This is a genomic window from Flavobacterium sp. ov086, assembly GCF_900187965.1.
Taxonomy (GTDB): domain Bacteria; phylum Bacteroidota; class Bacteroidia; order Flavobacteriales; family Flavobacteriaceae; genus Flavobacterium.
Window position 1 is genome coordinate 131053 of the sequence record NZ_FZNL01000001.1, and the last position, 21374, is coordinate 152426.

General features: G+C 33.5%; 19 protein-coding genes and 2 tRNA genes. 8 read left to right on the forward strand and 13 right to left on the reverse strand.

The annotated features are described in order from the left end of the window. The first annotated feature begins 38 nt into the window (after window positions 1–38). The 4 genes from CHB81_RS00560 to CHB81_RS00580 all read left to right on the forward strand — a co-directional run bounded on the left by CHB81_RS00560 (window position 39) and on the right by CHB81_RS00580 (window position 2105). A complete protein-coding gene (locus CHB81_RS00560) occupies window positions 39–269 on the forward strand; it encodes a helix-turn-helix domain-containing protein (RefSeq protein ID WP_089349946.1) in 231 nt (76 codons plus the stop codon). A gap of 32 nt (window positions 270–301) precedes the next feature. After that, complete coding sequence (locus CHB81_RS00565) at window positions 302–775, forward strand: YcxB family protein (RefSeq protein ID WP_089349947.1); 474 nt, start codon at window positions 302–304, stop codon at window positions 773–775. Between the two features lie 417 nt (window positions 776–1192). Next, window positions 1193–1588, forward strand: coding sequence for a hypothetical protein (locus tag CHB81_RS00575; RefSeq protein ID WP_089349949.1), 396 nt, complete (start codon window positions 1193–1195; stop codon window positions 1586–1588). A 94-nt stretch (window positions 1589–1682) separates the two neighbouring features. After that, a complete protein-coding gene (locus CHB81_RS00580) occupies window positions 1683–2105 on the forward strand; it encodes a hypothetical protein (protein WP_089349950.1) in 423 nt (140 codons plus the stop codon). 220 nt (window positions 2106–2325) lie between these two features. Here CHB81_RS00580 and CHB81_RS00585 read toward each other — a convergent pair whose 3' ends face one another. The 10 genes from CHB81_RS00585 to trxA all read right to left on the reverse strand — a co-directional run bounded on the left by CHB81_RS00585 (window position 2326) and on the right by trxA (window position 13838). Continuing rightward, complete coding sequence (locus CHB81_RS00585) at window positions 2326–2985, reverse strand: HAD family phosphatase (RefSeq protein ID WP_089350262.1); 660 nt, start codon at window positions 2983–2985, stop codon at window positions 2326–2328. Between the two features lie 410 nt (window positions 2986–3395). Further along, on the reverse strand, window positions 3396–4979 hold the full coding sequence (locus CHB81_RS00590) for an MFS transporter (protein WP_089349951.1): 1584 nt from the start codon (window positions 4977–4979) through the stop codon (window positions 3396–3398). A 1-nt stretch (window position 4980) separates the two neighbouring features. Further along, a complete protein-coding gene (locus CHB81_RS00595; protein WP_089349952.1) occupies window positions 4981–6033 on the reverse strand; it encodes an HlyD family secretion protein in 1053 nt (350 codons plus the stop codon). Window positions 6034–6213: 180 nt separating this feature from the next. Beyond that, complete coding sequence (locus tag CHB81_RS00600) at window positions 6214–7521, reverse strand: TolC family protein (RefSeq protein WP_254920908.1); 1308 nt, start codon at window positions 7519–7521, stop codon at window positions 6214–6216. 367 nt (window positions 7522–7888) lie between these two features. Then, on the reverse strand, window positions 7889–8710 hold the full coding sequence (locus tag CHB81_RS00605; protein ID WP_089349954.1) for an AraC family transcriptional regulator: 822 nt from the start codon (window positions 8708–8710) through the stop codon (window positions 7889–7891). Between the two features lie 233 nt (window positions 8711–8943). Then, window positions 8944–9017: transfer RNA gene (locus CHB81_RS00610), tRNA-Asp, on the reverse strand. A gap of 566 nt (window positions 9018–9583) precedes the next feature. Beyond that, window positions 9584–9657, reverse strand: a tRNA-Asp gene (locus CHB81_RS00615). 86 nt (window positions 9658–9743) lie between these two features. Next, a complete protein-coding gene (locus CHB81_RS00620; RefSeq protein WP_089349955.1) occupies window positions 9744–10670 on the reverse strand; it encodes a DUF58 domain-containing protein in 927 nt (308 codons plus the stop codon). Beyond that, window positions 10667–13243, reverse strand: a complete 2577-nt coding sequence (locus tag CHB81_RS00625) for a M1 family aminopeptidase (RefSeq protein ID WP_089349956.1) — start codon at window positions 13241–13243, stop codon at window positions 10667–10669. The genes CHB81_RS00620 and CHB81_RS00625 overlap by 4 nt, the downstream gene beginning before the upstream one ends. Window positions 13244–13520: 277 nt before the next feature. Then, a complete protein-coding gene (trxA, locus tag CHB81_RS00630) occupies window positions 13521–13838 on the reverse strand; it encodes a thioredoxin (protein ID WP_035621938.1) in 318 nt (105 codons plus the stop codon). Window positions 13839–14083: 245 nt separating this feature from the next. Here trxA and CHB81_RS00635 point away from each other — a divergent pair, with 245 nt between their 5' ends. Continuing rightward, window positions 14084–16543 carry an AsmA family protein gene (locus tag CHB81_RS00635; RefSeq protein ID WP_089349957.1) on the forward strand — a complete coding sequence of 820 codons (2460 nt, stop codon included), beginning with the start codon at window positions 14084–14086 and terminating at the stop codon, window positions 16541–16543. Window positions 16544–17289: 746 nt separating this feature from the next. Further along, window positions 17290–17508, forward strand: a complete 219-nt coding sequence (locus tag CHB81_RS00640) for a helix-turn-helix domain-containing protein (protein ID WP_089349958.1) — start codon at window positions 17290–17292, stop codon at window positions 17506–17508. 14 nt (window positions 17509–17522) lie between these two features. Here the strand turns inward: CHB81_RS00640 and CHB81_RS00645 are convergent, their stop codons facing one another. Together CHB81_RS00645 and CHB81_RS00650 are read right to left on the reverse strand one after the other, a co-directional pair. Next, a complete protein-coding gene (locus CHB81_RS00645; RefSeq protein ID WP_254920909.1) occupies window positions 17523–19403 on the reverse strand; it encodes a DUF2075 domain-containing protein in 1881 nt (626 codons plus the stop codon). A gap of 91 nt (window positions 19404–19494) precedes the next feature. Beyond that, a complete protein-coding gene (locus CHB81_RS00650) occupies window positions 19495–19701 on the reverse strand; it encodes a helix-turn-helix domain-containing protein (RefSeq protein ID WP_089349960.1) in 207 nt (68 codons plus the stop codon). Between the two features lie 80 nt (window positions 19702–19781). Between CHB81_RS00650 and CHB81_RS00655 the strand changes: the two genes are divergently transcribed. After that, window positions 19782–20051: a hypothetical protein gene (locus CHB81_RS00655; RefSeq protein WP_089349961.1), complete on the forward strand. Its 270-nt coding sequence runs from the start codon at window positions 19782–19784 to the stop codon at window positions 20049–20051. Between the two features lie 393 nt (window positions 20052–20444). Here CHB81_RS00655 and CHB81_RS00665 read toward each other — a convergent pair whose 3' ends face one another. Beyond that, window positions 20445–20678 carry a hypothetical protein gene (locus CHB81_RS00665; protein WP_089349963.1) on the reverse strand — a complete coding sequence of 78 codons (234 nt, stop codon included), beginning with the start codon at window positions 20676–20678 and terminating at the stop codon, window positions 20445–20447. A 333-nt stretch (window positions 20679–21011) separates the two neighbouring features. On the opposite strand from CHB81_RS00665, the gene CHB81_RS00670 reads away from it, so the two are divergent. Further along, window positions 21012–21326 carry an HPF/RaiA family ribosome-associated protein gene (locus tag CHB81_RS00670; protein ID WP_089349964.1) on the forward strand — a complete coding sequence of 105 codons (315 nt, stop codon included), beginning with the start codon at window positions 21012–21014 and terminating at the stop codon, window positions 21324–21326. Window positions 21327–21374: the final 48 nt, after the last annotated feature.

Here is a 21374-nt window from a genome sequence, read left to right on the forward strand (position 1 = left end):
GGGTGTAATTGAAAAATAAATCTTATCACTTTTGAAATATGAATATTTCAGAAGAAACTTTTATTGCAAACCTTGGGATTCACATTAGACAATTACGTGAAAAGAAAGGCATGTCGCAACAAGACTTGGGTGACGACTGCGGTATTACCCAAAATCAAGTTGGCAGAATAGAAAGAGCTGAAATAAATACAACCGTAAAAACTCTTGTAAAAATTGCAAATGCTTTAGATGTTGAACCTAAAGAATTGTTTGATTTTCCTTTAAAATAAAAAACCTTAAATTCAATTTCCACTAACCTTCAATGATTAAAACCAAAAAATTTCAACTTACCAAAAAAGAATATTTATCATTCATTATTAGAATTTTATTAAAAAAGAAATGGTGGCTTTATGCATTTATGCTTATGCTTTCTGTTGCAATTCTTTTTAAGGATAACAAAGATTCTTCTGATATTTTTGTAATTATATTTGGCTTCATATATCCGCTACTTACATTATTTCAATATTGGAGATTTGCAAATTCAAAAGAGAACGAGATATTTTTCAGCGAAACGCAACATGAAATTTTCATCGATAAAATTATTTCACACTCAGGAGAAACATCTGAGAGTACATATGGTGCACAGAATTTTATAAAAGCTTTCGAACTAAAAGATCTTTACCTTTTATATATTTCAAAAAGTCAATCTTTATTTTTTCCAAAACGAATTTTTGAAACTCGAGAAGATGAAAATTGGTTTAGAAATGAAGTGTTTTTAAAAGTTAAAAACAGATAATTCTCCGCAAAATAAAGTGATGCAAAACAGTATATTAAAAAAATATTACAATCTTAATCTAACACAAAAACTAGCAATAGCAATTCCTGTTTTGTTTATTTTGAGCTGTTTAACAAAACGTTTTATTGAGAGATTTAGATTTTCTGACGAATTTCGATGGATATATGAATACGGTAGTTTTAGCACTTTAATTTTATGTATTTTTCTTGTTGTTTTTTCTTTCGCCAATTCTATTCTAGTTATTAGAGATTTAAAAACAAAGCCTCTTTCAAAAACGCTATGGTTCCTATTAAGTGTTGCTCCTTTTCTACTTGTAAGCTTAGCACTTACATTTGTTATGCTAAGTGATTCTATGTAAAATGAAAGCCAATAATTTATAAATTTACCTTCTAGCAAAACCTTTTAATAAAAGTGCAAATGTCAAAGTCTCAAAAAATAGAACTATCCATTATTGCATTAGCGGCTATAATTTTCTTAACCGTTTTTTTAAATCTTAAAAACTTACATATAAAATTTTACAATAAAACCGGAGAAGACATTGATTCATTGGTTGTTGGCGACACCTATATTGGACAAATTAAAAAAGATAGCTCAACTGAATTTATAAATTTTAAAGGCTTACTGTTTGATAGCGGCTTCCCGAGAGAGAAAATAACTGCTATTATAAACAAAAAGAAATTACACCATATCAATGGGAGCTGGTGTGCCTCAGGAAGGAAAATGGTAACTGAGGGAGAAATTATTTACGACATACAAATCGACTCTGATAAAAATGGAAATCCTTATTTAAACTTACAAAACCCTTATCAATAGAACTTCTTAGAAAACATAAAAAAAACCTCCAATTAAAGCAAGAAGTAATTCATATTATACTCATTTTATTTCTTAACAAATCTTCATAAAAGGGATGCAATTATCAAAACAAAGAAAAACAGAAATCATAATCTTTATTATTTTGATAATAATCGGTTTTGCATTTTACCTGAATTTCAAAAATCTACATGTAAAATTCTACAACAAAACTGGAGAAAATATTGATTCATTGGTTGTTGCAGGAACTTTAATTGGTCATTTGAAAAATGGTGGTTCAACAGAATATATAAATTATAAAGAATTTCTTTTTGATAGCGGAATCCCATACGAACAAATTAGTGGATCCATAAAGGACAAAAAAATACATGAACTCAATTGGAGCGATTGCGGAACAGAAAGAAACAAAGAATCTAAAGGATCTTATGTTTTTGACTTGAAAAAAGCACTAGATGAAGAAGGAAAAACTTGTTTATATCTAGTTGAGCATAATCAAAAAATCTTTTGGGAAGAAGAGTAAATCCACCAAGTTTGTCATTTCGAGCGAAGGGAGAAATCTTCGCGAGTAACTCCGCAACGAGAATCCAATCTTTGTCGAGCTTCTCGCGAAGATTTCTCCCTTCGCTCGAAATGAACTGTGCGTAAAAAAAAACTTTGTCAAAGTTTAAAATTTTGACAAAGGTCTCTCGTATAGTTCGGAATTTGGTCCCGAAGCCTCGGGATATAAAATTGGAATTTCATTACACCTTTAATAATTCCAGAATCTTATCAACATTAATTTCGCTGTAATCGTTGATATAAAAACTACATGGTGGCAAATACTCTTTTGTATGCGTACTCAAAACGCCAACAACTTTCATTCCGGCATTTAGTCCCGCTGTAACTCCCGAGAAAGAATCTTCGAAAACTACACAATCAGACGGAGAAACGCCAACACGTTTGGCAGATTCCAGATACACTTCGGGATTTGGTTTATGAAACGTTACGTCTTCGCTTGACATCATAGAATCCATTTTGTCAGCGATTTTTAAGGCGCTTATAATCAAATCAAGATTGGCGCGCGGTGCCGAAGTTGCAACAGCAGTTTTAAAACCTCGAGATTTCAATTCGCTTAAAAATTCCAAATAATGCGGAATCGTATCGACTTTGTCTTTATAAATCTCCCGAAACATGGCTTCTTTTTCATCTTCGAGTTTTATAAGTTCGTCTCCCGCAATTGGGCGCTTGAAGAAATGCGTCATAATATAACTATTATGTTTTCCGTACATATGTTCTTCAAATTCTTCGTTGGTATAAGGAATTTGATATTTATCGAAAAATGCCTCGAAAGCCTTTACATGATGCGGATTCGTGTGAGAAATCACGCCATCCATATCAAAAATAACACATTGCTGCTTCATTGTATATTTTGTTTTTTTAACGGTTGCAAGATAAGTTTTTCCGCAGAGTTGCACAGAGGTTTCTCGCAGAGATTTGCTAAGATTTATTTTTAAATCTCGCAAAGACGCAAAGTTTTTTGTTTCACGCAGATTTTAAAAAGATTTAAGCAGATAAACGCAGATATTATTATAATCAAAAATAAATCTGCTAAAATCTGTAGAATCTGCGTGAAAAAAATCCTTTAAATCTTCTAATCTGTGGTTTAAAAAAAACTTTGCGCCTTTGCTCCCGATAGCTATCGGGATTGCGAGATTAAACCCGACAAAGATTGGGTTTTCGTTGCGGAGTTTCTTGCGTGTCCTTCGACTTCGCTCAGGATGACAAAAAATGCGAACAACTTTGAACCTGAAACCTGAAACAAAAAAACATTTTACCCTATCCAAATCTTGCTCTTAACCAACGTCATTGTTTGTCTTAAATGCTGATTACAAGCAATAAGAATAATTAAAACCACAAGACCATAACCTACAATAGTATAAATCTCCATATCGGCCAGTAAAGTCGATTGTTTGGCAACGGTGCTAAAAACTTTTTTGAGCGCTAATGTATTTGATTCGTCAAGCGAATATCCTTTTGCGGCAAAACTTTGAGCGGTTTTCGCGATCGTTTCCTGAGCTTGTGGATTATCTCCGGTTACAAACTGACTCAACTTTAAGAAGTGTTTTTTATTCAGGAATGCCATTGCGTTCTGCATTACACAAAATCCAATTGTGCTTCCCCAGAAACGTCCTGAAACGCCAACAATTCCCGAAGAAACCGCCATTTTTGCCGGAACCGATGATGTGGTGAATAATATTAACGGAACAAATAAAAACCCAACGCCAATACCTTGCAAAACATACGGAATGATAATATCTGATAAAGCGACATCTGGCACAAAAAGAAACGTAAACCAAAAGTGGAATAACGCAATTAGCGAAAAACCTATTATAAAAATGATTTTGGTAGAAACAGATTTCATCAGAAAATAAGCGGCTAAAATTAATCCAATTACATTTCCTAGTCCGTTTATGTATTGTACGCCCGCAACTCGGGACGGATCCCAATTCCAGATCGAATACATTGCCGAATGACAAAGACTTAGCGTGGCTCTACTGATGTAAAAAAGGAAGAACAATAAAAACCCAATTCGGAGATTGGCGTATTTAAAAACTTCAAAATTAAAAGTTGGTCTTTTTACCAAAAGCTCTTTAAAGATGAATAAACCTCCCGTAATAAGCGCAATCATTAACATTAAAACCATTTGAGAAGACTCAAACCAATACTTTTTTTCGGCATAAACAAAAAAGTAAGCACCGCAAAGAATCGCCGTTAAAACCAAAATATAACTGATCCAGTCGATTTGATACAACGGAATTTTCTTTGTGATTCTATGTCCGCGGAAAGTAACGAGAATCAAAAAGACATTCAGAACCTGAAGTCCGCCCGAAACATACAACATGTATTTCCAATCGTAATGATCCAGAAACCAAACGGCGATATTCATAATAAAAGGCGTTGACAATAACAATGATCCGTAATAAAAGGAGAAACCAATTATGATGGCGTTTTTAGAATTAAATTGCTCGATCAACAATTGTCTGATCGTAATTACCGGAAGCGCCATTAAAATTCCTTCGGCAACACGCAGCAATAAAAAGACATAAAAATTGGTAATATATGCAGATGAAATTATCGTAATCCCAATAATGGAATAAACCGCCATCAAATAATTCTTGGCAGGAAAAAAACTCGAAAATCTACTTTCAATCAAAATCGTGGCCAGCAAAGTTCCGTATGTAACACACATTGCAAACTGCAAATCTTCCGGCTCAATGTCCAGAAAACTTGCTGCATAGGTTACGTTTGAAGTATAAACTCCCAATAAAATCATGGAATGCAAGAGACAGACAAACAAAATAATAATGATTGCCCATTTTGGAACCCAGGATTTAAAAATACTTTTATCTTCCATTTTAATTATGCTCAGCAATAACCGTGATATTCATTCCGGCTCTTAAAAAGTCAGCTTGTTTATTGGTTTCTTTCAATTGAATTCTAACCGGAATTCTTTGTTCGATTTTCACAAAGTTTCCTGTTGCATTATCCGGAGGCAATAACGAAAATCTCGCGCCACTTGCAGGAGATAATGAAGTAATGATTCCCGTAAATTCTTTACCACTCAAAGCATCGGCCTGAATGCGAACTTCCTGACCAACGGTTAAATACTGCAATTGCGTTTCTTTGAAATTGGCTGTAATCCATTTTTCTTTACTTACTATAGAAAGCAATGATTGTCCTTCCTTAACCATTTGTCCCGGTTGCAAAGTTCTCTTGCCAACCCAACCGTCATAAGGCGCAGTAATTATAGTGTACGAAAGAAACAATGCCGCATTATCGGCAACAGCTTGTTTCGACGCAATATTAGTTTGCATGGTAGGAACATTTGCCTGAGCCTGAGACGTACTTAAATTTGAAGATTGAATTCGATCTCGCATTTCCTGAAAATGTGCTTGCGCCGATTCGTAATCTGCTCGTACTTTCTCTAATTGTTGCGATGTTGCAGCTTCGTCTTTTACCAAAGCCTGATAACGCTCGTATTCTAGTTTTGTTTTCCAAAGATTGGTTTTTGCCGCCGCTAATTGCGACTCGCCAATTGTGGTTGTACTTGCTGTTGTCGCCACATTTTTTTCGGCAACAACGCTGCTTTGTTTCGCACTTTGAACATCGGCAAGAGCCACATTCAATTTTGATTTGTATTCTCTATTATCAATCACAACCAAAGTATCGCCTTTATTCACAAACTGATTTTCTTCAAAACGAACTTCCTGCACATAACCCGTAATACGCGACATAATAGGCATTACATATTGTTCGACCTGAGCGTCATTGGTTTCTTCGTGATTGCTATTGAACATATAAAACCAAATTCCTAAAATGATTCCGCTTGCCACCAATACGCAAGCAATAATTGTTATTAATACATGAAACGTTCTGTTTCTTCTAGTTTCATTTTTTATCTTAACCATATTATTTTATATTCTTTATTTCTATTTTCTATTCTCTTGCTTCCAAAATCCAAAATCTTCCGCCAAAATCTTGCTTCTAGCATCTTCCGCCAACATCTTGCTTCTAGCATCTTTCTTCTAGCATCTTTCTTCTAGCATCTTTCTTCTAACATCTTTTCTCTAACATCTTTTCTCTAACATCTAACTTTCCGGCATAATCCCCGCGGTGTGCAACAATTCATAATGTTTAAGAATCGCGTCCAATCGGGTAGAAATCTTATTGTATTTCGCCTGTAATAAAGCATTGTCGGCATCAACCATTTCAGTTATTAAAACCAATTGGTTAAGGTATTTTAATTTTACGATTCGGTAATTTTCATTGGCCAAATCCAAAGCTTTATCAACAACCACAAATTTTTCAAGGATTTCCTGATATTGGGTATGTTCTTTAAAAAGCTTGTCCTGAATTTCATCTTTTGTAATTTCAGACTGCATTTTTTGCCATTCGATTTGTGTCGTAGCTTGTTGCACTTTTACCTTATTTTTATACAAAGCCGAAATATCAAAATGCGCTTCTATACCTATTTGCCCTAAAGTATATAAGTATGGATTTGGCGGAAAAAATTTGTAATTTGGATAATAAAAACCATAATTCCCAAAGAAGTTTACCGTTGGCAAATAATTTGCTTTCACCAACTTCAATTCTGTTTTTTTGATATTTAATTCCTGGCTTGCGATTCGCATTTCTTCGTTCTGAAAAGCTTTGTTTAGATAAAAATCATACGGATCAAGACCATTCATTTCATCGATATTTGCCGTAGTATCAATCGCCATTTCTTCGTTTTCAGGAAGCTGAATCAAAGTCTTTAAATCGTGTAATGCGATTTTTATATTTTTAGAATTTGTCAGCGAATTCAATTCACGGTCCGAAAGCTGCAATTCCGCTCTGATAACTTCGTTTTTGGTAACCGTTCCGTGTTTTTGCAGCGACTGAACTTCTTTTAATCGGCTTTTTTCTTCTTTGATGTTTTCTTCAAAAATCTTCTGAAGTTCCATCATTTTATAAATCGCCAGATAATTTGCCACTACTTCGAGCTCGATATCATTCTCGGTCTTTTCTGTTTTTATTTTGGCAATTTCATTTTCCTGATTGGCAATTTTGATGGCGTTATTGATCTTATTTCCTGCATAAATTGGCATTTTAAAAGTGGAATTTACCTGATAGATTTCAGGAATCGCCTTTGTTACTTCTTTACCATTCAGGAAACCATTTCCTTTGAATTCCGTAATATTGGTAATTCTGGAATACTCACCGTTCAATTCGATTTCCGGCAAACGGAGTTCTTTTCTTTCTTTGATGTTTTGCTCAGAGAGCGTAGTCTCTAATTGAGATCTAAGGATTTTTTTATTGTTTTCTTTAGCCAGTTTCACCGCTTCGTTCAAAGAAACCGAATGAATTTCCTGCGCTTGTAGACTATTAAATGTCAATACAATTAAAAATAGCAACACGATTTTGAGAAAACAATCTTCTGTAGAATTTGTTATTTTAAGGAACATGAATGTATAAATATTTTGATACTGCAAAGTTCCTGCATTTTTTTGGTGACTGATAATTCTAAAAAGTCAATAACATATTCATTTCGGACAAATGTTAAAATCGCATTTCCCGAAAACGTTATATTAAAATACTGATAAACAAAACATTAAAAAAAATACCATGCTTTGAAGGTTTCACGCTCCCGATAGCTATCGAGATAAAAGGATTTAGGCAGATATACGCAGATAATTTTATTTCTTAGGAAAGTTTAGCGCAGATTTAGATAAATACTTTTTAAATAAATCTGCGCTGATCTGCCAAATCTGCGTGAAATATTTTCTATTTTTTTCTCAAGACATTCTCTCCATTCAAATAATCGGAAGGACGTTGACCGAGGATTTTGAAGAATGTATTACTAAATGTCGGTACACTACTATAGCCTACTTCCTGCGCCACTTCTTTGACCGAAAGTTTTCTGTCAAGCAGAAGCTCAATCGCTTTTAGAATTCTACGAATAGTATAATATTGAATAAATGACATTCCGAGATCTTTCTGGAATAAGCGATACAAAGAGCGTTCGCTATAACCAAATTCATGCGCAACCTCCGAAAACAGAATTGTTTCTCCTAGATTATTTTCAACATGACGCAAGATCTTACTTAAACGCACATCTTTCGGCTGTGGCAATTCTAAAGGTAAATTACTCAGACATATTTGCGGAAGAATAGCTTTAATGGCTTTTGCAATCACAAAATTTGGAGAACCTTTCTTTAAATCGCCATTCCATTGATTGGTGAAAAGCATCATTTGAAGCAGTAAATTATTCACCGGATAAATACCTTCGTTTTGATAAAAAGCATCTTCGTCTTTTTCTACCGGAAAGTATAGATTACGCATCATTACATTCTCAGACTTGGGATGGATACTGTGTTCAACTCCAGCCGGAAGCCATATCAAATGTCGAGCAGGTAAAAAATAAGTTTTGGTTTCAGTAGTCACAAAAACAACATCGCCTTCGGCATACAGTAATTGTGCTTTATCATGTTTGTGTGTGGTAACAAACAATTCTCCCATTAAATCATGATGACAATAAATACTCTTTTTATCAGCATCAACTTTTTTAATGTAATACTTCTCAATTTTATTATTGAATTGTTCCATTGAAGCCTAATACGACGGTTTTATAATATTAAATATAAGAAGAAATAAAATTTAAATTCAAAATTCCCAGGTTGGATTGTAAATATTTAACCGCAAAGCCCGCAAGGTAAAAACGCAAAGTTCGCAAAGCTTAAATAAAACTTTGCGAACTTTGCGTAAATCTTAGCGCTCTTTGCAATTAAGCATAAAAAATAAAAAAGCCTTTCCGTTAAGAAAGGCTTCTTCCAATATTGCGGTCTGGACGGGACTCGAACCCGCGACCCCATGCGTGACAGGCATGTATTCTAACCAACTGAACTACCAAACCAACTGCGTTATTGTGAGTGCAAAAATACAACAGAAGTTGGATTCTGCAAGGGTTTTTGCGAATAAAAATTGAAATTTTTTTAACGAACTGATTTTAAATAAATTCCAAACCTAAATCCCGACGCTTCGGGACCAAATTCCAGATATAAAAAGCTAAAAAGTCGAATTTAACCGCAAAGTGCGCAAAGTTTTCATGTATGATTGGTCTTAAAAACACAAAGTTCACAAAGCTGTGTATTGAACCAACTTTGTAAACTTTGTGTTTTCTCAACATAGTATAAAGTAAAACCTTTGTGACCTTTGCGGTTAAAAAACATAAGTAAAAACAAAAAGTCCGCAAAGCTTAAAAAAAACTTTGCGGACTTTGCGTAAATCTTAGCGCTCTTTGCGGTTAAATCAAAAGTGTCCTAAATCAAAAAAGCCATCCACAAAAGTGGAAAGCTTTTCATTGGTCTAACTACTAAACCAGCTACGAGTTACAAAGTCGTAGCAAACAACACAACTAATCTTAGATACCGTTTTTGGGCAAAAAAGCCTTTCTTAACAGAAAGGCTTTTCCCAATATTGCGGTCTGGACGGGACTCGAACCCGCGACCCCATGCGTGACAGGCATGTATTCTAACCAACTGAACTACCAAACCTCTGCGTTATTGCGGTTGCAAAGATAGTACAGAATTTCGTTTCTGCAAGTGTTTTGATAAAAAAAATTAAATATATTTTTAATTTATTAGCCAAAGTTTTGTTTTTCAACTAAATATGTAGTCAATATTTTTTCGAAATTATCGCCCACATTCACCGGAACATACTTAATTTGGTTCTTTGCACAAGTTAAAGACAGTTTTTTAAAGTACTCTTCTGCCCTTTTTTCATATTCTACTTTTACATTATCGGCAAAAATAGATACTTCTTCGCCTGATTCTAAGTCAATAAACTTTCGTGGTGCATTATCAAAGTCAAATTTAAGCTCGGTTTTATCATCTACAACATGAAATAAAACTACTTTATGTTTATTGTGTTTAAGATGTTGCAAAGCATTAAACAGCTTCTCATCATCTTCTGACTGAAACATATCGGTAAATAAAATAATCATCGAACGACGGTGCATTTTCTCTGCTATTTGATGCAGATATGTAATCGTGTCGGTCGTTTTTTTGACTTTTGGCTGCTGTAATAATTCTTCGAGCTTGTTCAAAAGCATTCTATGATGGCGATCACTTCCTTTCTCCGGAGCATAATATTCATAACTGTCTGAGAAAACACTTAACCCCACGGCATCACGCTGTTTCTTTAAGATATTCATTAAAACTGCCGAAGCCAGAACCGCAAAACCAATCTTCTTTTCATAAAAAGGCTGATTCGATTTTAGTTCAGGATAATGCATCGAAGACGAATTATCGACAATAAGATGACAACGTAAATTGGTTTCTTCCTCAAAACGTTTGGTGTACAAACGATCTGTTTTGGCAAATAATTTCCAGTCGATATGTTTGGTACTTTCTCCGGCATTATAGACTTTATGCTCGGCAAATTCGGCAGAAAATCCATGAAACGGACTTTTGTGCATTCCGGATATAAAACCTTCTACAACCTGATTTGCCAGCATTTCGAGATGCTGAAAACTGGAGACCTTCTCTATTTCCGTTTCAATTTTCATTCGGTTTCTTTTTTAATATTTTGTGCGCGATATAAAGCATCTGTTGCCTGAAATAATTTTCGTTTTAATATCGGACTAAAATTAGGGTTTTCTTTTAAGAATCGCTGTACTTCATCAAAAGCATATTTCGATGAATATTTTCCAACGGTATTACTAAGCCAATCCTTTGGAAAGAAAATATCTCCTGTACGCTGAATTTCATCTACCAAATCTAATGAAAATCTAATATACTTTTGAGCACTTTCCTGACGTAATGGATGATGAAAATTTGCCAATCCCACAGAAACCCAAGCCTCTTTTTCTCTGTTTTTATCGTCTTTTAGAGATTCCATAAAAGCATTACGAACAGATTCGTCTTTTGACAAAGAAGGAAGCAAGAATTCAAATCGCTTTTGTTTGTCAGGATTTGTGATTGTCGTTCTGGTTTTATTTAAGATTTCATCTGCTTTTTCATGTTTGAATATTGCAAGATTCATGGCGATATTAGTATAATCGTCTTCATTTAATTTCAAACCCGGAATCACAATTTCTTTATTCCAAATCTGATATAATTTAGCTTTTGCCGAATCTGAATAAGCGATTGAACTAAATAAATTGAATAATGTCTTTTTGATATTGCTTGGTAAATCAACTTCTAAACGGGCGTACAAAACATCTTCAAGCTCTTTTTGTGCTTTGTTTTGTTGTTTTTCAGTCAGGAATTTCCAAAAAACAGCACTGGTTTGATTTGTAATTATTTTTAAAACTAATTCGTTTTGTTCCGTCTGAATTCCTTTTGTAAAACAATCAAAAGCTTTATCCGGAGAAACATTTCCAATCAGCATATTTTCATAAAGATTGCTGTAAGCCGATGCTCTTGCAACCTCATCTTTCAAACTCGAAATAGAATTTAAATTATTCCCGTCAAGCGGAAAAACTCCATATCCAAAACCATTATAATTGTAAATGATATTTAAAGGTTTCTGAAGTCCAATTGCTTCTTTTAAAGAAAGGCTTCTATCTTTAATAGTAACATCAATAACCTTTACATTATCCGAATAAACCAAACCAATCTGAAAAACCTGAGGCCAGATATTATCTGATTTATCTTCTGCTTTTTGCTGAATCTCGAACTTTTTAATTTGGTTTTTAGCATCGTATTCTATTTTATCGGTAAAAATTGCTCTTCCGGATTTATTCACCCAAACTTTACTCCATTTTTGCATATCGAGTGGCGTTTCGGCATCGAGAATTTCTACCAGATTATTCCAATCAGCATTGTCGTTGGCGTATTTTTTAATGTATTTTTCGATTCCCTTCTGAAAAGCTTCCTTTCCCATCGAAGCTTCTAATTGACGCATCATAATGGGCGCTTTGTTGTAAATAATACTTCCGTAAAGCGAACCTGCATCTTTCAAATTGGCTAAATTTTGCTTTATGGGATGTGTGCCCAACGAACGATCTTCCGCGTAAGCGTTTGCATAATGTGCCGCAAAAAACTGTAAATTATGATTGATTTTCGGGAAAATCGGATTCATGATTTTGTCTGCCATAAAATTCGCAAACACTTCTTTCATCCACACATCATCAAACCATTTCATGGTCACTAAATCGCCAAACCACATGTGCGAAGTTTCATGCGCAATTAATTTCGCACGATCAAGTTTCTCACTATCTGTGGCGCTGTTATCCAAGAACAAGCTCGATTCTTTATATTGAATAGCTCCAACATGTTCCATTCCGCCATATTGAAAAACGGGAATCGAAGCAAAATCCAACTTCTGAAAAGGAAAAGGATAATTGGTATATTTTTCTAAAAAGTCCAACGATTGTTGGTGTAACTTGAAGATTGTATCCGTACTTACTTGTATCTTCTCCGGATTGTTTTCGCGATACAACATTGTCATTTCGAGATTTCCTGGTTTCTCTGTTATGCTTTTAAATTTTCCTGCAACGAACGAGAACAAATACGTACTCATTTTATCCGATTCTTTAAAAGTATAGGCTGTAAAATCACCTTTTTCTACTTTCTCTTTCACATCGGCACCAGCCAAAACAGACCAATCTTTTGGAACTGTCAAACTCAATTTGTAAGTCGCTTTAATATCCGGCTGATCAAAACACGGAAACAAGGTACTCGCACGATCAGGAACTAATAAAGTGTATAAAAAATCATCATTTCTATTTAAAGATAAATTGCCTGCAATAAAAGAAATTACGATGATGTTTTTTCCTGAAACCAAAGCCGATGGAACAATTACAATATGTCCTTTTTCAGGAACAATTGCGATGCTTTTTCCATTACTTTCTATTGTTTTTATATTTTGAATTTTCTCTTTAAAATCTAAATATAAAGGTTCGCTCAAATCAGATATTGTCAAATTCAAATTAAGATTCGAATTAATATCTTGTTGTTTCTCTGTCGGAATTTCAAACGAAAGCCCATAAGTTACATTAGAGATTTGATGTTTTCGAAAACGCGCCAATTGTTCTGAAACACCGTTATCTAAAACCAAATTTTCTTTTTGTTTAGCTTGGGAGAAAACAGTTGTAATGAATGTAAAAAAACAAAGAAAGCTGTAGAAAATTTTCATTTTTAAAGGAATGTTAGATCTGTAAAAATAAAAAAAGTTTGCCACGAATTTCACGAATTAACACTAATTAAAATTGAATATAATTTTTAGGCACTCCCGATAGTTATCGGGATAAAATGATTTTTTAATCTGTGAGAATCATCTAATCTGTGGCAAACTTTTTAAGCAGCATCAAAATAAATAATTCCAGAAAATTTGTGCAATTAGTGGCAAAAAAACCAAATAAAAAAGGTTTGACTTTCGCCAAACCTTCTTTATATAAATTATAATCTTACGATTACAACAAAGCGTCTAAACTATCTGCGTAGGTTTGTTTAGGAGCAACTCCTACTTGTTTTCCTACTACTTCACCGTTATGAAAAACCAAAACGGTTGGTATGTTACGCACACCATATTTTGCAGCAAATTCTTGGTTTGCATCAACATCAACTTTACCAACAACAACTTTACCTGCGTATTCGTTGCTTAGTTCGTCAATGATTGGACCAACCATTCTACAAGGACCGCACCATGCTGCCCAAAAATCTACCATTACTGGTTTATCTGATTTCAAAACTACTTCATCAAAAGTAGCATCTGTTATTGCTAATGCCATAATTTCTTATCTTTTTAAAATTATCGTCTGAATTGTTATGCTTCAAACTAGAGTACAAATTTAAAAATTAAATACAAATGAAACACCATTCCTAAATTAGTTTTCATTATAAATGTATTGTCAATAATTATATTAACACGAAAAGTATTGTTTATAAGTTTTAACCTACAATCAGTTGAGGATCATCTTTTTATAAAATTGTCAGTATTTTACCTTATCTTTAATGATTCCGAAAACTCGTCCAGATGAAAGCAATTTTACAACCACTAAAAAACTTTTTACAATCGGTTCGTTTTAAGAAATATGCCAAACGTTTCGGCTTTTTTGTTTTGGGACTTATTGTTTTACTGCTTCTTGCGTGTGGTGGATTATCGATTTACTTCAATCAGAATAAAACCGAAATTATTGCGAAAGTTAACACCAAAATCAACGAGAACATAAACGGAAAATTTCATATTGGTGATTTTCATTATAAGTTTCTAACCGGTTTTCCCAATTTTACATTGGCTTTAAGAGATGTCGAAATCAAAGACAATCAATGGCAAACACACAAACATACGTTGCTCAACGCAAAAGAAATTGAAGTTCGATTGAACGTTTGGAGTTTATTGCAGCACGATATCAAAATCCATAAAATTCTCATTAACGACGCTAATATTTATGTTTATAAAGCCGAAAATGGCTATTCGAACGCAAACATCTTTAAACCCAAAAAGAAAAAAGATCCCAAAAATAAATCAGAAACCGAAACTACCGTTGACCAAATCGAACTCAGCGACGTTCACTTTATTCTCGACAATCGTTTGGGACATAAATTGTTTGATTTTGATGTTGCCGATCTAACTTCAAAAGTAGAATATGATGGCGATAATTGGCAAACCGATGTTTTTCTGGACACGCAAATCGCCAGTTTAGCTTTTAATACCGTACACGGAAGTTTTGCAAAACAAAAACAGCTCAAAGGCACTTTTGCGGTTTCTTATGATTCCGAAAAACAAAAAATTGATGTTGTAACTAAAGGTCTCAAAATTGGAACAGACGCTTTTGATATTACCGCTTATTTTAATTTAGCCAAAGGAAATGCGCTTTTCGGAATCAATATTGGGACTACTATTTTATGGCAAAATGCTTCCAATTTATTATCGGCAAACATCAGTTCTAAGCTTAACCGATTTAATTTAAAAAAAGAAATCGATGTGAATTGCGACATCAAAGGCGATTTTAATGCCGAAGGCGATCCCAGAATTGTAGTTCAGGCTGTGATAAAAAATAACGAACTCAGTATTCCGGACGGATTACTTACCGATTGTAGTTTTAAAGGCATTTTTACCAATAATTTTAAACCAAAAGAAGGTTTTAACGATGCAAATTCAGCTATTATTTTGAACCATTTTGTGTGTAATTATAAAAGTATACCACTTAAGATTCCGCAGTTGTCTATCAATAATCTCGAAAAACCATTGGCAACAGGTTATGTAAGTTCGGATTTTGATGTTACAAAACTAAATGAAGCAAGCAATGACAAATGGATTCAGTTTACTGAAGGTCACGCCACAGCAAATCTCAAATTTCAGTTTGATATCGTCGATTTGTTTATCACCAAACCTCGTTTTATAGGTGGTGTAAATGTTCAGAATGTGTCTTTTCATTTTATTCCGAAAAACATTCATGCCGAAAAAATCAACGTTCAGCTTGACTTTACCGAAAAGGCTTTGTTGATTAAAAAAATCACCTACAAACACAATAAAAATGCCTTTACTATTGAAGGCAAAATCGATAACTTCCTCAATTTGTATTATGATGCACCCGAAAAAATGGTTGTAAACTGGGATATTTACTGCCCAAATATCGATCTGAAACAATTTCTGGGCGTTTTGGCGAATTCGCAAAAAAACAAAGAAGCGCCTAAAAAAGCCACAATGTCGCATCAATTGCGAAATGCCATTGAAAAATGCATCGTAGATATCAATTTCAAAGCCGACAAAATCAATTACAATAAACTGACGGCAACCAATACCAAAGCCGAAATCCAGATGATCGATTCCAAGCTTATTATCAAAAACGGTTCACTGCAAACTTCTGGCGGAAGCATTACTTTTAGTACCATCGTTGCGCCAAATGGCAACAATTTCAATTTTAGTTCGAATGCACAGGTAAATCGGGTTGATATTGCGAGTTTTCTAAGATCGTTTAACAACTTCGGAATCAAGTCTTTTTCTTCAAATAACATCAAAGGAAAACTCAGCAGCACCGCAAATGTCACCGGATTAATTAATAGTAAAGGCGAATTGATTACGAATTCTATGCACGGAAAACTGGTTTTTAATGTCAATCAGGGCGCTTTGCTCAACTTTGAACCTATTGTTAAAATTGGGAAATTTGCGTTTCCGTTTCGCGATGTCAAGAACATAACTTTTAGTGATTTGTCCGGAAACCTCAACATGCGCGGTGAACAAGTCGACGTCAATAATCTAACCATAAGTTCCAGCGTCCTTAACTTCGACGTCAACGGAATTTACTCTTTTGGACGAGGCACCAATCTTGCCCTCACAATCCCGCTCCGAAACTCTAAAAACGACGCCAAACTAGCCTCCAAAGCCGAACGCGACGCCGTTCGCGACCGCGGAATTGTTCTGCATTTGATTGCATTAGATGATGAAGGAAAAATGAAAATTAAATGGGGGAAGAAGGATAAAGAAAAGTGATTTTACCACATAATAAACACAAACTCATCTCAATCTTGTCATTCTGAGGAACGAAGAATCACACTAGAAACTTACCCAATCTTGTCTAACACGAACTAGATAACAACCGCTAATCAACCAATCTTGTCATTTCGATGCAAGGAAACCCGAGCGATAGCGAACAGACGAAGTAAATCCTCGCAAGAAACGCTACAAAGATTTGCTTTTTTTGGAATTTGGTCCCGAAGCCTCGGGATATAAATTGGAATTTCTTGAAGCTATTTCCTGCTCTCCACTATATCTTTTATGGCTCCCGATAGCTATCGGGACCGCCACAAAAGGATGCCGTTCCTATCAGGGCTATGGCTTTTGGTTTCATAAGAACTTTATCTTATTCCAGATAGTTTAAACAAAGTATATTGACAAGATTCCCAAAATGAATATTAAAACAATCATCGCAATTCCCACCTCGTTAATTCTTGAAACTCGCTGTTCAAAATTCTTTTTAAATGACAATACAGCTGGCACGAAAAATAAGTTTATTAAAATACTAAATGGCAAAATCCAGTAAGAAGCACCAGCAGGACCACCATGCGAAAGAATTATAGAAACCGAAATTGGTATAAGATAGATATTTACAATTAATGATTAAAATCGTAATTACTTTATTTCTTTTACTTGTCATGTATTTCATACTTTAGAAACTATTATTAATTGGCGCTAATTATACATATTTATTAGTAAGAATAAAGCTATATTTACAGACTATGAATATCAAAGAAAAATTCGGTTTTGAAGTGAAAGAACGTCAACAACAAAAAGGATACTCAATAGATTATTTAGCCAATATTTCTAATATTGACAGAACTTACATCTCTGATATAGAAAAGGGAAAAAGAAATGTCTCAATAGAAATTATAGAAAAAATACTTTCCGCCCTTGATACTGATTTTGGAGCTTTTTTTAATAATAAAATTTTTAAGTAAATAAAAGAAAGGATCTATATCTCTTCAATCCCTAATGATTTAAAGAATTCAAAAGTTCCATCATACATAAATTCTGATCTCGTAACATCTTCATTATTCCCAAACGGAATATAAATTACCATTCCTTGTCTTGCTCTAGTTAACAAAACTCTATAAGAATTAATCAAGTAATTTATAATTTCTTGGCTATTAATATTTTGCCATTTCGTTCCTTTAAATTTTCTATAATTCCATTGATTATTATGGTAAAATAAATCTCCATCCCAAGCAACACAAGTCCAATCTAATTCTAATCCTTGTATATCAAATTCGGTAGCTACCTCTTCAAGAAAATAAGATGAACGAATATCATCTTTATCATTTAAAAACCAAATTGGCGCATCTATTTTAGCTTTTACATTTAATCCAAAAGGTCTTAAACGAATTCCTCCAGATGAAGCTACAACTCCAATTCTTTCAGATCCTTTAGCGGAAATTCTCAACCAATTTCTAGCTTTATCTAAATCACGAGTTATTTTTATTGGATAAGATTCTTTAATAAATAACTCATAGATTTGTTTAGCGTTTTCAATATTATTATTTATTATTTCTTGAATAAAACTAGATAATTGAGCACTTCTAAATGATCTTAATGAAACTGATAAATGCAATTCATCTTTCTTTAGAGCTTTCTTGTCATTTAAAATTAACAAAGCTTCTTTGTCTTTGATATAGTTTTCATCTTCAACAATTTTAGAAGAATAGTAGATATCCCAATCCTGAAACTTATTTGAAAAAGGTCTAATCCATTCTTCTAAACCTGCTTCTCCTGTATTTATTTCTTGTCCTCCTCCAATTAAACAAACAATTGTACACCAATCTTCATGTCTGTTCATTACTTCAATAAGAAATTCGGGCTCTGATTTATCAAAATCTGAAATCCCTTTATTTCTTTTCATAAAACTTGAAGCTTGTTCTTTTGTCCATGCTCTTTGAGCTTCATCAAAAATGGTTACTTTTTCAATTGGAGCTTTTTCATCTTTTATTGAATCATCTCTAAAATGATGAATATTTTGGATAAAAGATTTTACATGAGATATTGCCGAAGATTTGGTAATAATTAAATTTTCCTCTTTAGCAGTTTTAACTTTATCTCTAGCCAAAGCTTCTTTTAGAACATCTACTAAAGGACCATTTCCTGAAAGAAAAACAGCATGTTCTTCCTCTTCATAATTTGAACGTAAGTTAGCAATATTTAATCCTGCTAATGTTTTTCCTGCACCAGGAACTCCGGTGATAAAGCAAATTGATTTTCTACTTTTATTTTTTGAATAATCTATAATTTCAGAAATACATTGTGAAGTAACAGATAAATTTTCCGCACCTGAATCACTTCTTGATATTTCAGAAACATTATGTTTTTTATATAAAGCTGTTGCCGCTTCTATAATTGTTGGTGTCGGCTTATATATCGAATTTTCCCAATTTTCAACGTTTATTATTTCCGAACTTTTAAATTCTGATAAAGTCTTAGATATTACTTCTGATAAATTATTTTCATTTGCTACAATTGTTTCGTATAAATTATCAAGAGATTTTTTATAGATATTACTAACATTACTTGCTTTATCTGCAACTAAAATTGGTATGATAATTTTCTTATGACTTCCTTCATGAAAATTATTCAAATCTAATCCATAATCAAAAGCTTGATCTTTTGCATATTTATCATAATCTTTTGAACCAATCTTGAATTCTAAAACAAAGATGCAATTATCAATAATTAAAATATTATCAACTCTTTTACCCATTCTCGGAATTGTAAACTCAAAATAAACCCTTCCTTTAAAACTTAAAATTGTCTGTTTTAAAATTTTAATTTGACTTTGCCATGCATTAGATTGCTGAATAGTCAATTTATTTAAATCATATCCACCAGAAATTTTTCCAAAAATATTGTCTCCATCTTCGATACAGAAATCGTAAATAGAATTCACATAATAAGCCCTATTCATCAAATAGGTCTTTTATTGTAACTCCTAAAGCATTCGCTAGTCGCTCAACAACTTCAATAGAAACATTTCTTTCTCCCTTTTCTATTGTTGGTAAATAAGTTCTGTCTATCTCTGCTAAATTGGCTAGCTTTTCTTGAGATAATCCTTTGAGTTTTCTAAGCTCCTTAATTTTAAGTCCGAATTTTTGCTTAATATCCATGTTAACAAAAGTTGCAAAATGTAGACTTTAAAACAACGGAGTATAGTCGGGGTTTTGTTTATCTTTGAAATAAAATTCCTATGTTAAGTTTAAATGAAAAAATTCAGCATTTAGAAAATTACTTGTCGCAAGCAAATGAGAATTACGCAGATACTTTTAAAGAAGATATTGTTATTTTCATAGATGATTTTACTGATCAAAATGAGCTTTTGTCTTTTCTAAATAAAATTGATTCTTTAGAAGAAATTGAAAATTGGGTTGAAAATTTATGCTCTAGAATTATTTTGAAATTTGATTCTGAAGGAGAAGAAATAAATGATTTTATATATGACTATATACAACTTGGCTAACCTTAAAATATGGAGAGAAAAACATGATAGAATATTCAATCTTAGAAATTCCAACTGTTCTTAATCCGCCTATAAAACTTATAGATGTTATTTATAACTGTCCTGTTTGTGATTACGAAATTGAAATAGATCTGTTTGTAGATGATAATAGTTTTGTAAAATGTGATGTTTGCGATCACCTAACAAAATTTAAAATTAAAAGAATCTGAATTCTCGTATTATTAAAACATAATAAAGCTTAGTTTGACAATTGTTGCGGGGCTTCAACTTCGCTCAGCCTGACAATAATATGGAGATTCCTCATTCTTTGGAATGACAAAGCAAGCAGGAAAAGAGCAAGAAGAAAAAACCACAAAATAAAAAAGCCACTTCGCAGTGGCTTTTCATCTTTTATTATTCAACATTCAAATAAGGATTTAAAACTTCGGCTAGTTCGTTGAGCCAGTAAAAACCGTCTTCGATGCTTATTTTGTCGGTTTGGAGGGTTTGGTAATCTCGCATTATACTTAAGGCGAGTAGATAATTTAGTCTTCGGATTGTTTTTGCCATACTTTGTGGATCTACTGATTTGTTGAAAAAATCAATTAACCGCGTTTCGGTTTCTTTTGATAAGGTGTTTGTACTCATGATTCTTGCATTTTAGGAAATATAAAACCCGCGTAGCTAAGGTGTCCTACGCTGCAAGAGCGTTGCAGTTGTTTCCAATACCGCCACCATACCACACGGGCACAAAGTTTTTCTGAATTCATAAGTCTTGCATTTTAGGACTGCGAAGATACCAAAAAACCTTGTGATTTGTACGAAATAACGGGTCGAGTTTCTAGTGTGATTTCAGCTTCAACGAAATGACAAAAATTGCGTATAAATCTTGTAATTATTTTCATAATGTTTTATTAACTCACTTGTCTTTTTGTCTTAAATAAGATAGCTTTGAGAAACAATCATTAAATATAAAGCCATATGAAAATTCAAATCAATACAGACAAGAACATCGAAGGACACGAAAGATTAGAAGCTTATTTTTCTGGAGAATTAGAAAAAGGCTTAACGCGTTTTGAGGAAAAAATAACCCGCATCGAAGTACATTTTGGAGATGAGAACGGAGAAAAATTCAGCTTACACGATAAAAAATGTGTGATCGAGGTTCGTACAGCAAAACTACAACCCATAACCGTTACAGAACACGCCGATACGCTCGAAAAGGCTTTTCAAGGCGCTTTGGCGAAAGCAAAAAAATCACTTACTACGACTTTCGAAAAAATGAAAGAGTATTAATTCAGATACAAACAAATGCAAAAATGGCATTATCTTAATCAGATAATG

Coding starts and splice junctions, on each gene's coding strand:
- CHB81_RS00560 (WP_089349946.1), top strand. CDS start 39: ATGAATATTTCAGAAGAAACTTTTATTGCAAACCTTGGGATTCACATT.
- CHB81_RS00565 (WP_089349947.1), top strand. CDS start 302: ATGATTAAAACCAAAAAATTTCAACTTACCAAAAAAGAATATTTATCA.
- CHB81_RS00575 (WP_089349949.1), top strand. CDS start 1,193: ATGTCAAAGTCTCAAAAAATAGAACTATCCATTATTGCATTAGCGGCT.
- CHB81_RS00580 (WP_089349950.1), top strand. CDS start 1,683: ATGCAATTATCAAAACAAAGAAAAACAGAAATCATAATCTTTATTATT.
- CHB81_RS00585 (WP_089350262.1), bottom strand. CDS start 2,985: ATGAAGCAGCAATGTGTTATTTTTGATATGGATGGCGTGATTTCTCAC.
- CHB81_RS00590 (WP_089349951.1), bottom strand. CDS start 4,979: ATGGAAGATAAAAGTATTTTTAAATCCTGGGTTCCAAAATGGGCAATC.
- CHB81_RS00595 (WP_089349952.1), bottom strand. CDS start 6,033: ATGGTTAAGATAAAAAATGAAACTAGAAGAAACAGAACGTTTCATGTA.
- CHB81_RS00605 (WP_089349954.1), bottom strand. CDS start 8,710: ATGGAACAATTCAATAATAAAATTGAGAAGTATTACATTAAAAAAGTT.
- CHB81_RS00620 (WP_089349955.1), bottom strand. CDS start 10,670: ATGAAAATTGAAACGGAAATAGAGAAGGTCTCCAGTTTTCAGCATCTC.
- CHB81_RS00625 (WP_089349956.1), bottom strand. CDS start 13,243: ATGAAAATTTTCTACAGCTTTCTTTGTTTTTTTACATTCATTACAACT.
- trxA (WP_035621938.1), bottom strand. CDS start 13,838: ATGGCATTAGCAATAACAGATGCTACTTTTGATGAAGTAGTTTTGAAA.
- CHB81_RS00635 (WP_089349957.1), top strand. CDS start 14,084: ATGAAAGCAATTTTACAACCACTAAAAAACTTTTTACAATCGGTTCGT.
- CHB81_RS00640 (WP_089349958.1), top strand. CDS start 17,290: ATGAATATCAAAGAAAAATTCGGTTTTGAAGTGAAAGAACGTCAACAA.
- CHB81_RS00650 (WP_089349960.1), bottom strand. CDS start 19,701: ATGGATATTAAGCAAAAATTCGGACTTAAAATTAAGGAGCTTAGAAAA.
- CHB81_RS00655 (WP_089349961.1), top strand. CDS start 19,782: ATGTTAAGTTTAAATGAAAAAATTCAGCATTTAGAAAATTACTTGTCG.
- CHB81_RS00665 (WP_089349963.1), bottom strand. CDS start 20,678: ATGAGTACAAACACCTTATCAAAAGAAACCGAAACGCGGTTAATTGAT.
- CHB81_RS00670 (WP_089349964.1), top strand. CDS start 21,012: ATGAAAATTCAAATCAATACAGACAAGAACATCGAAGGACACGAAAGA.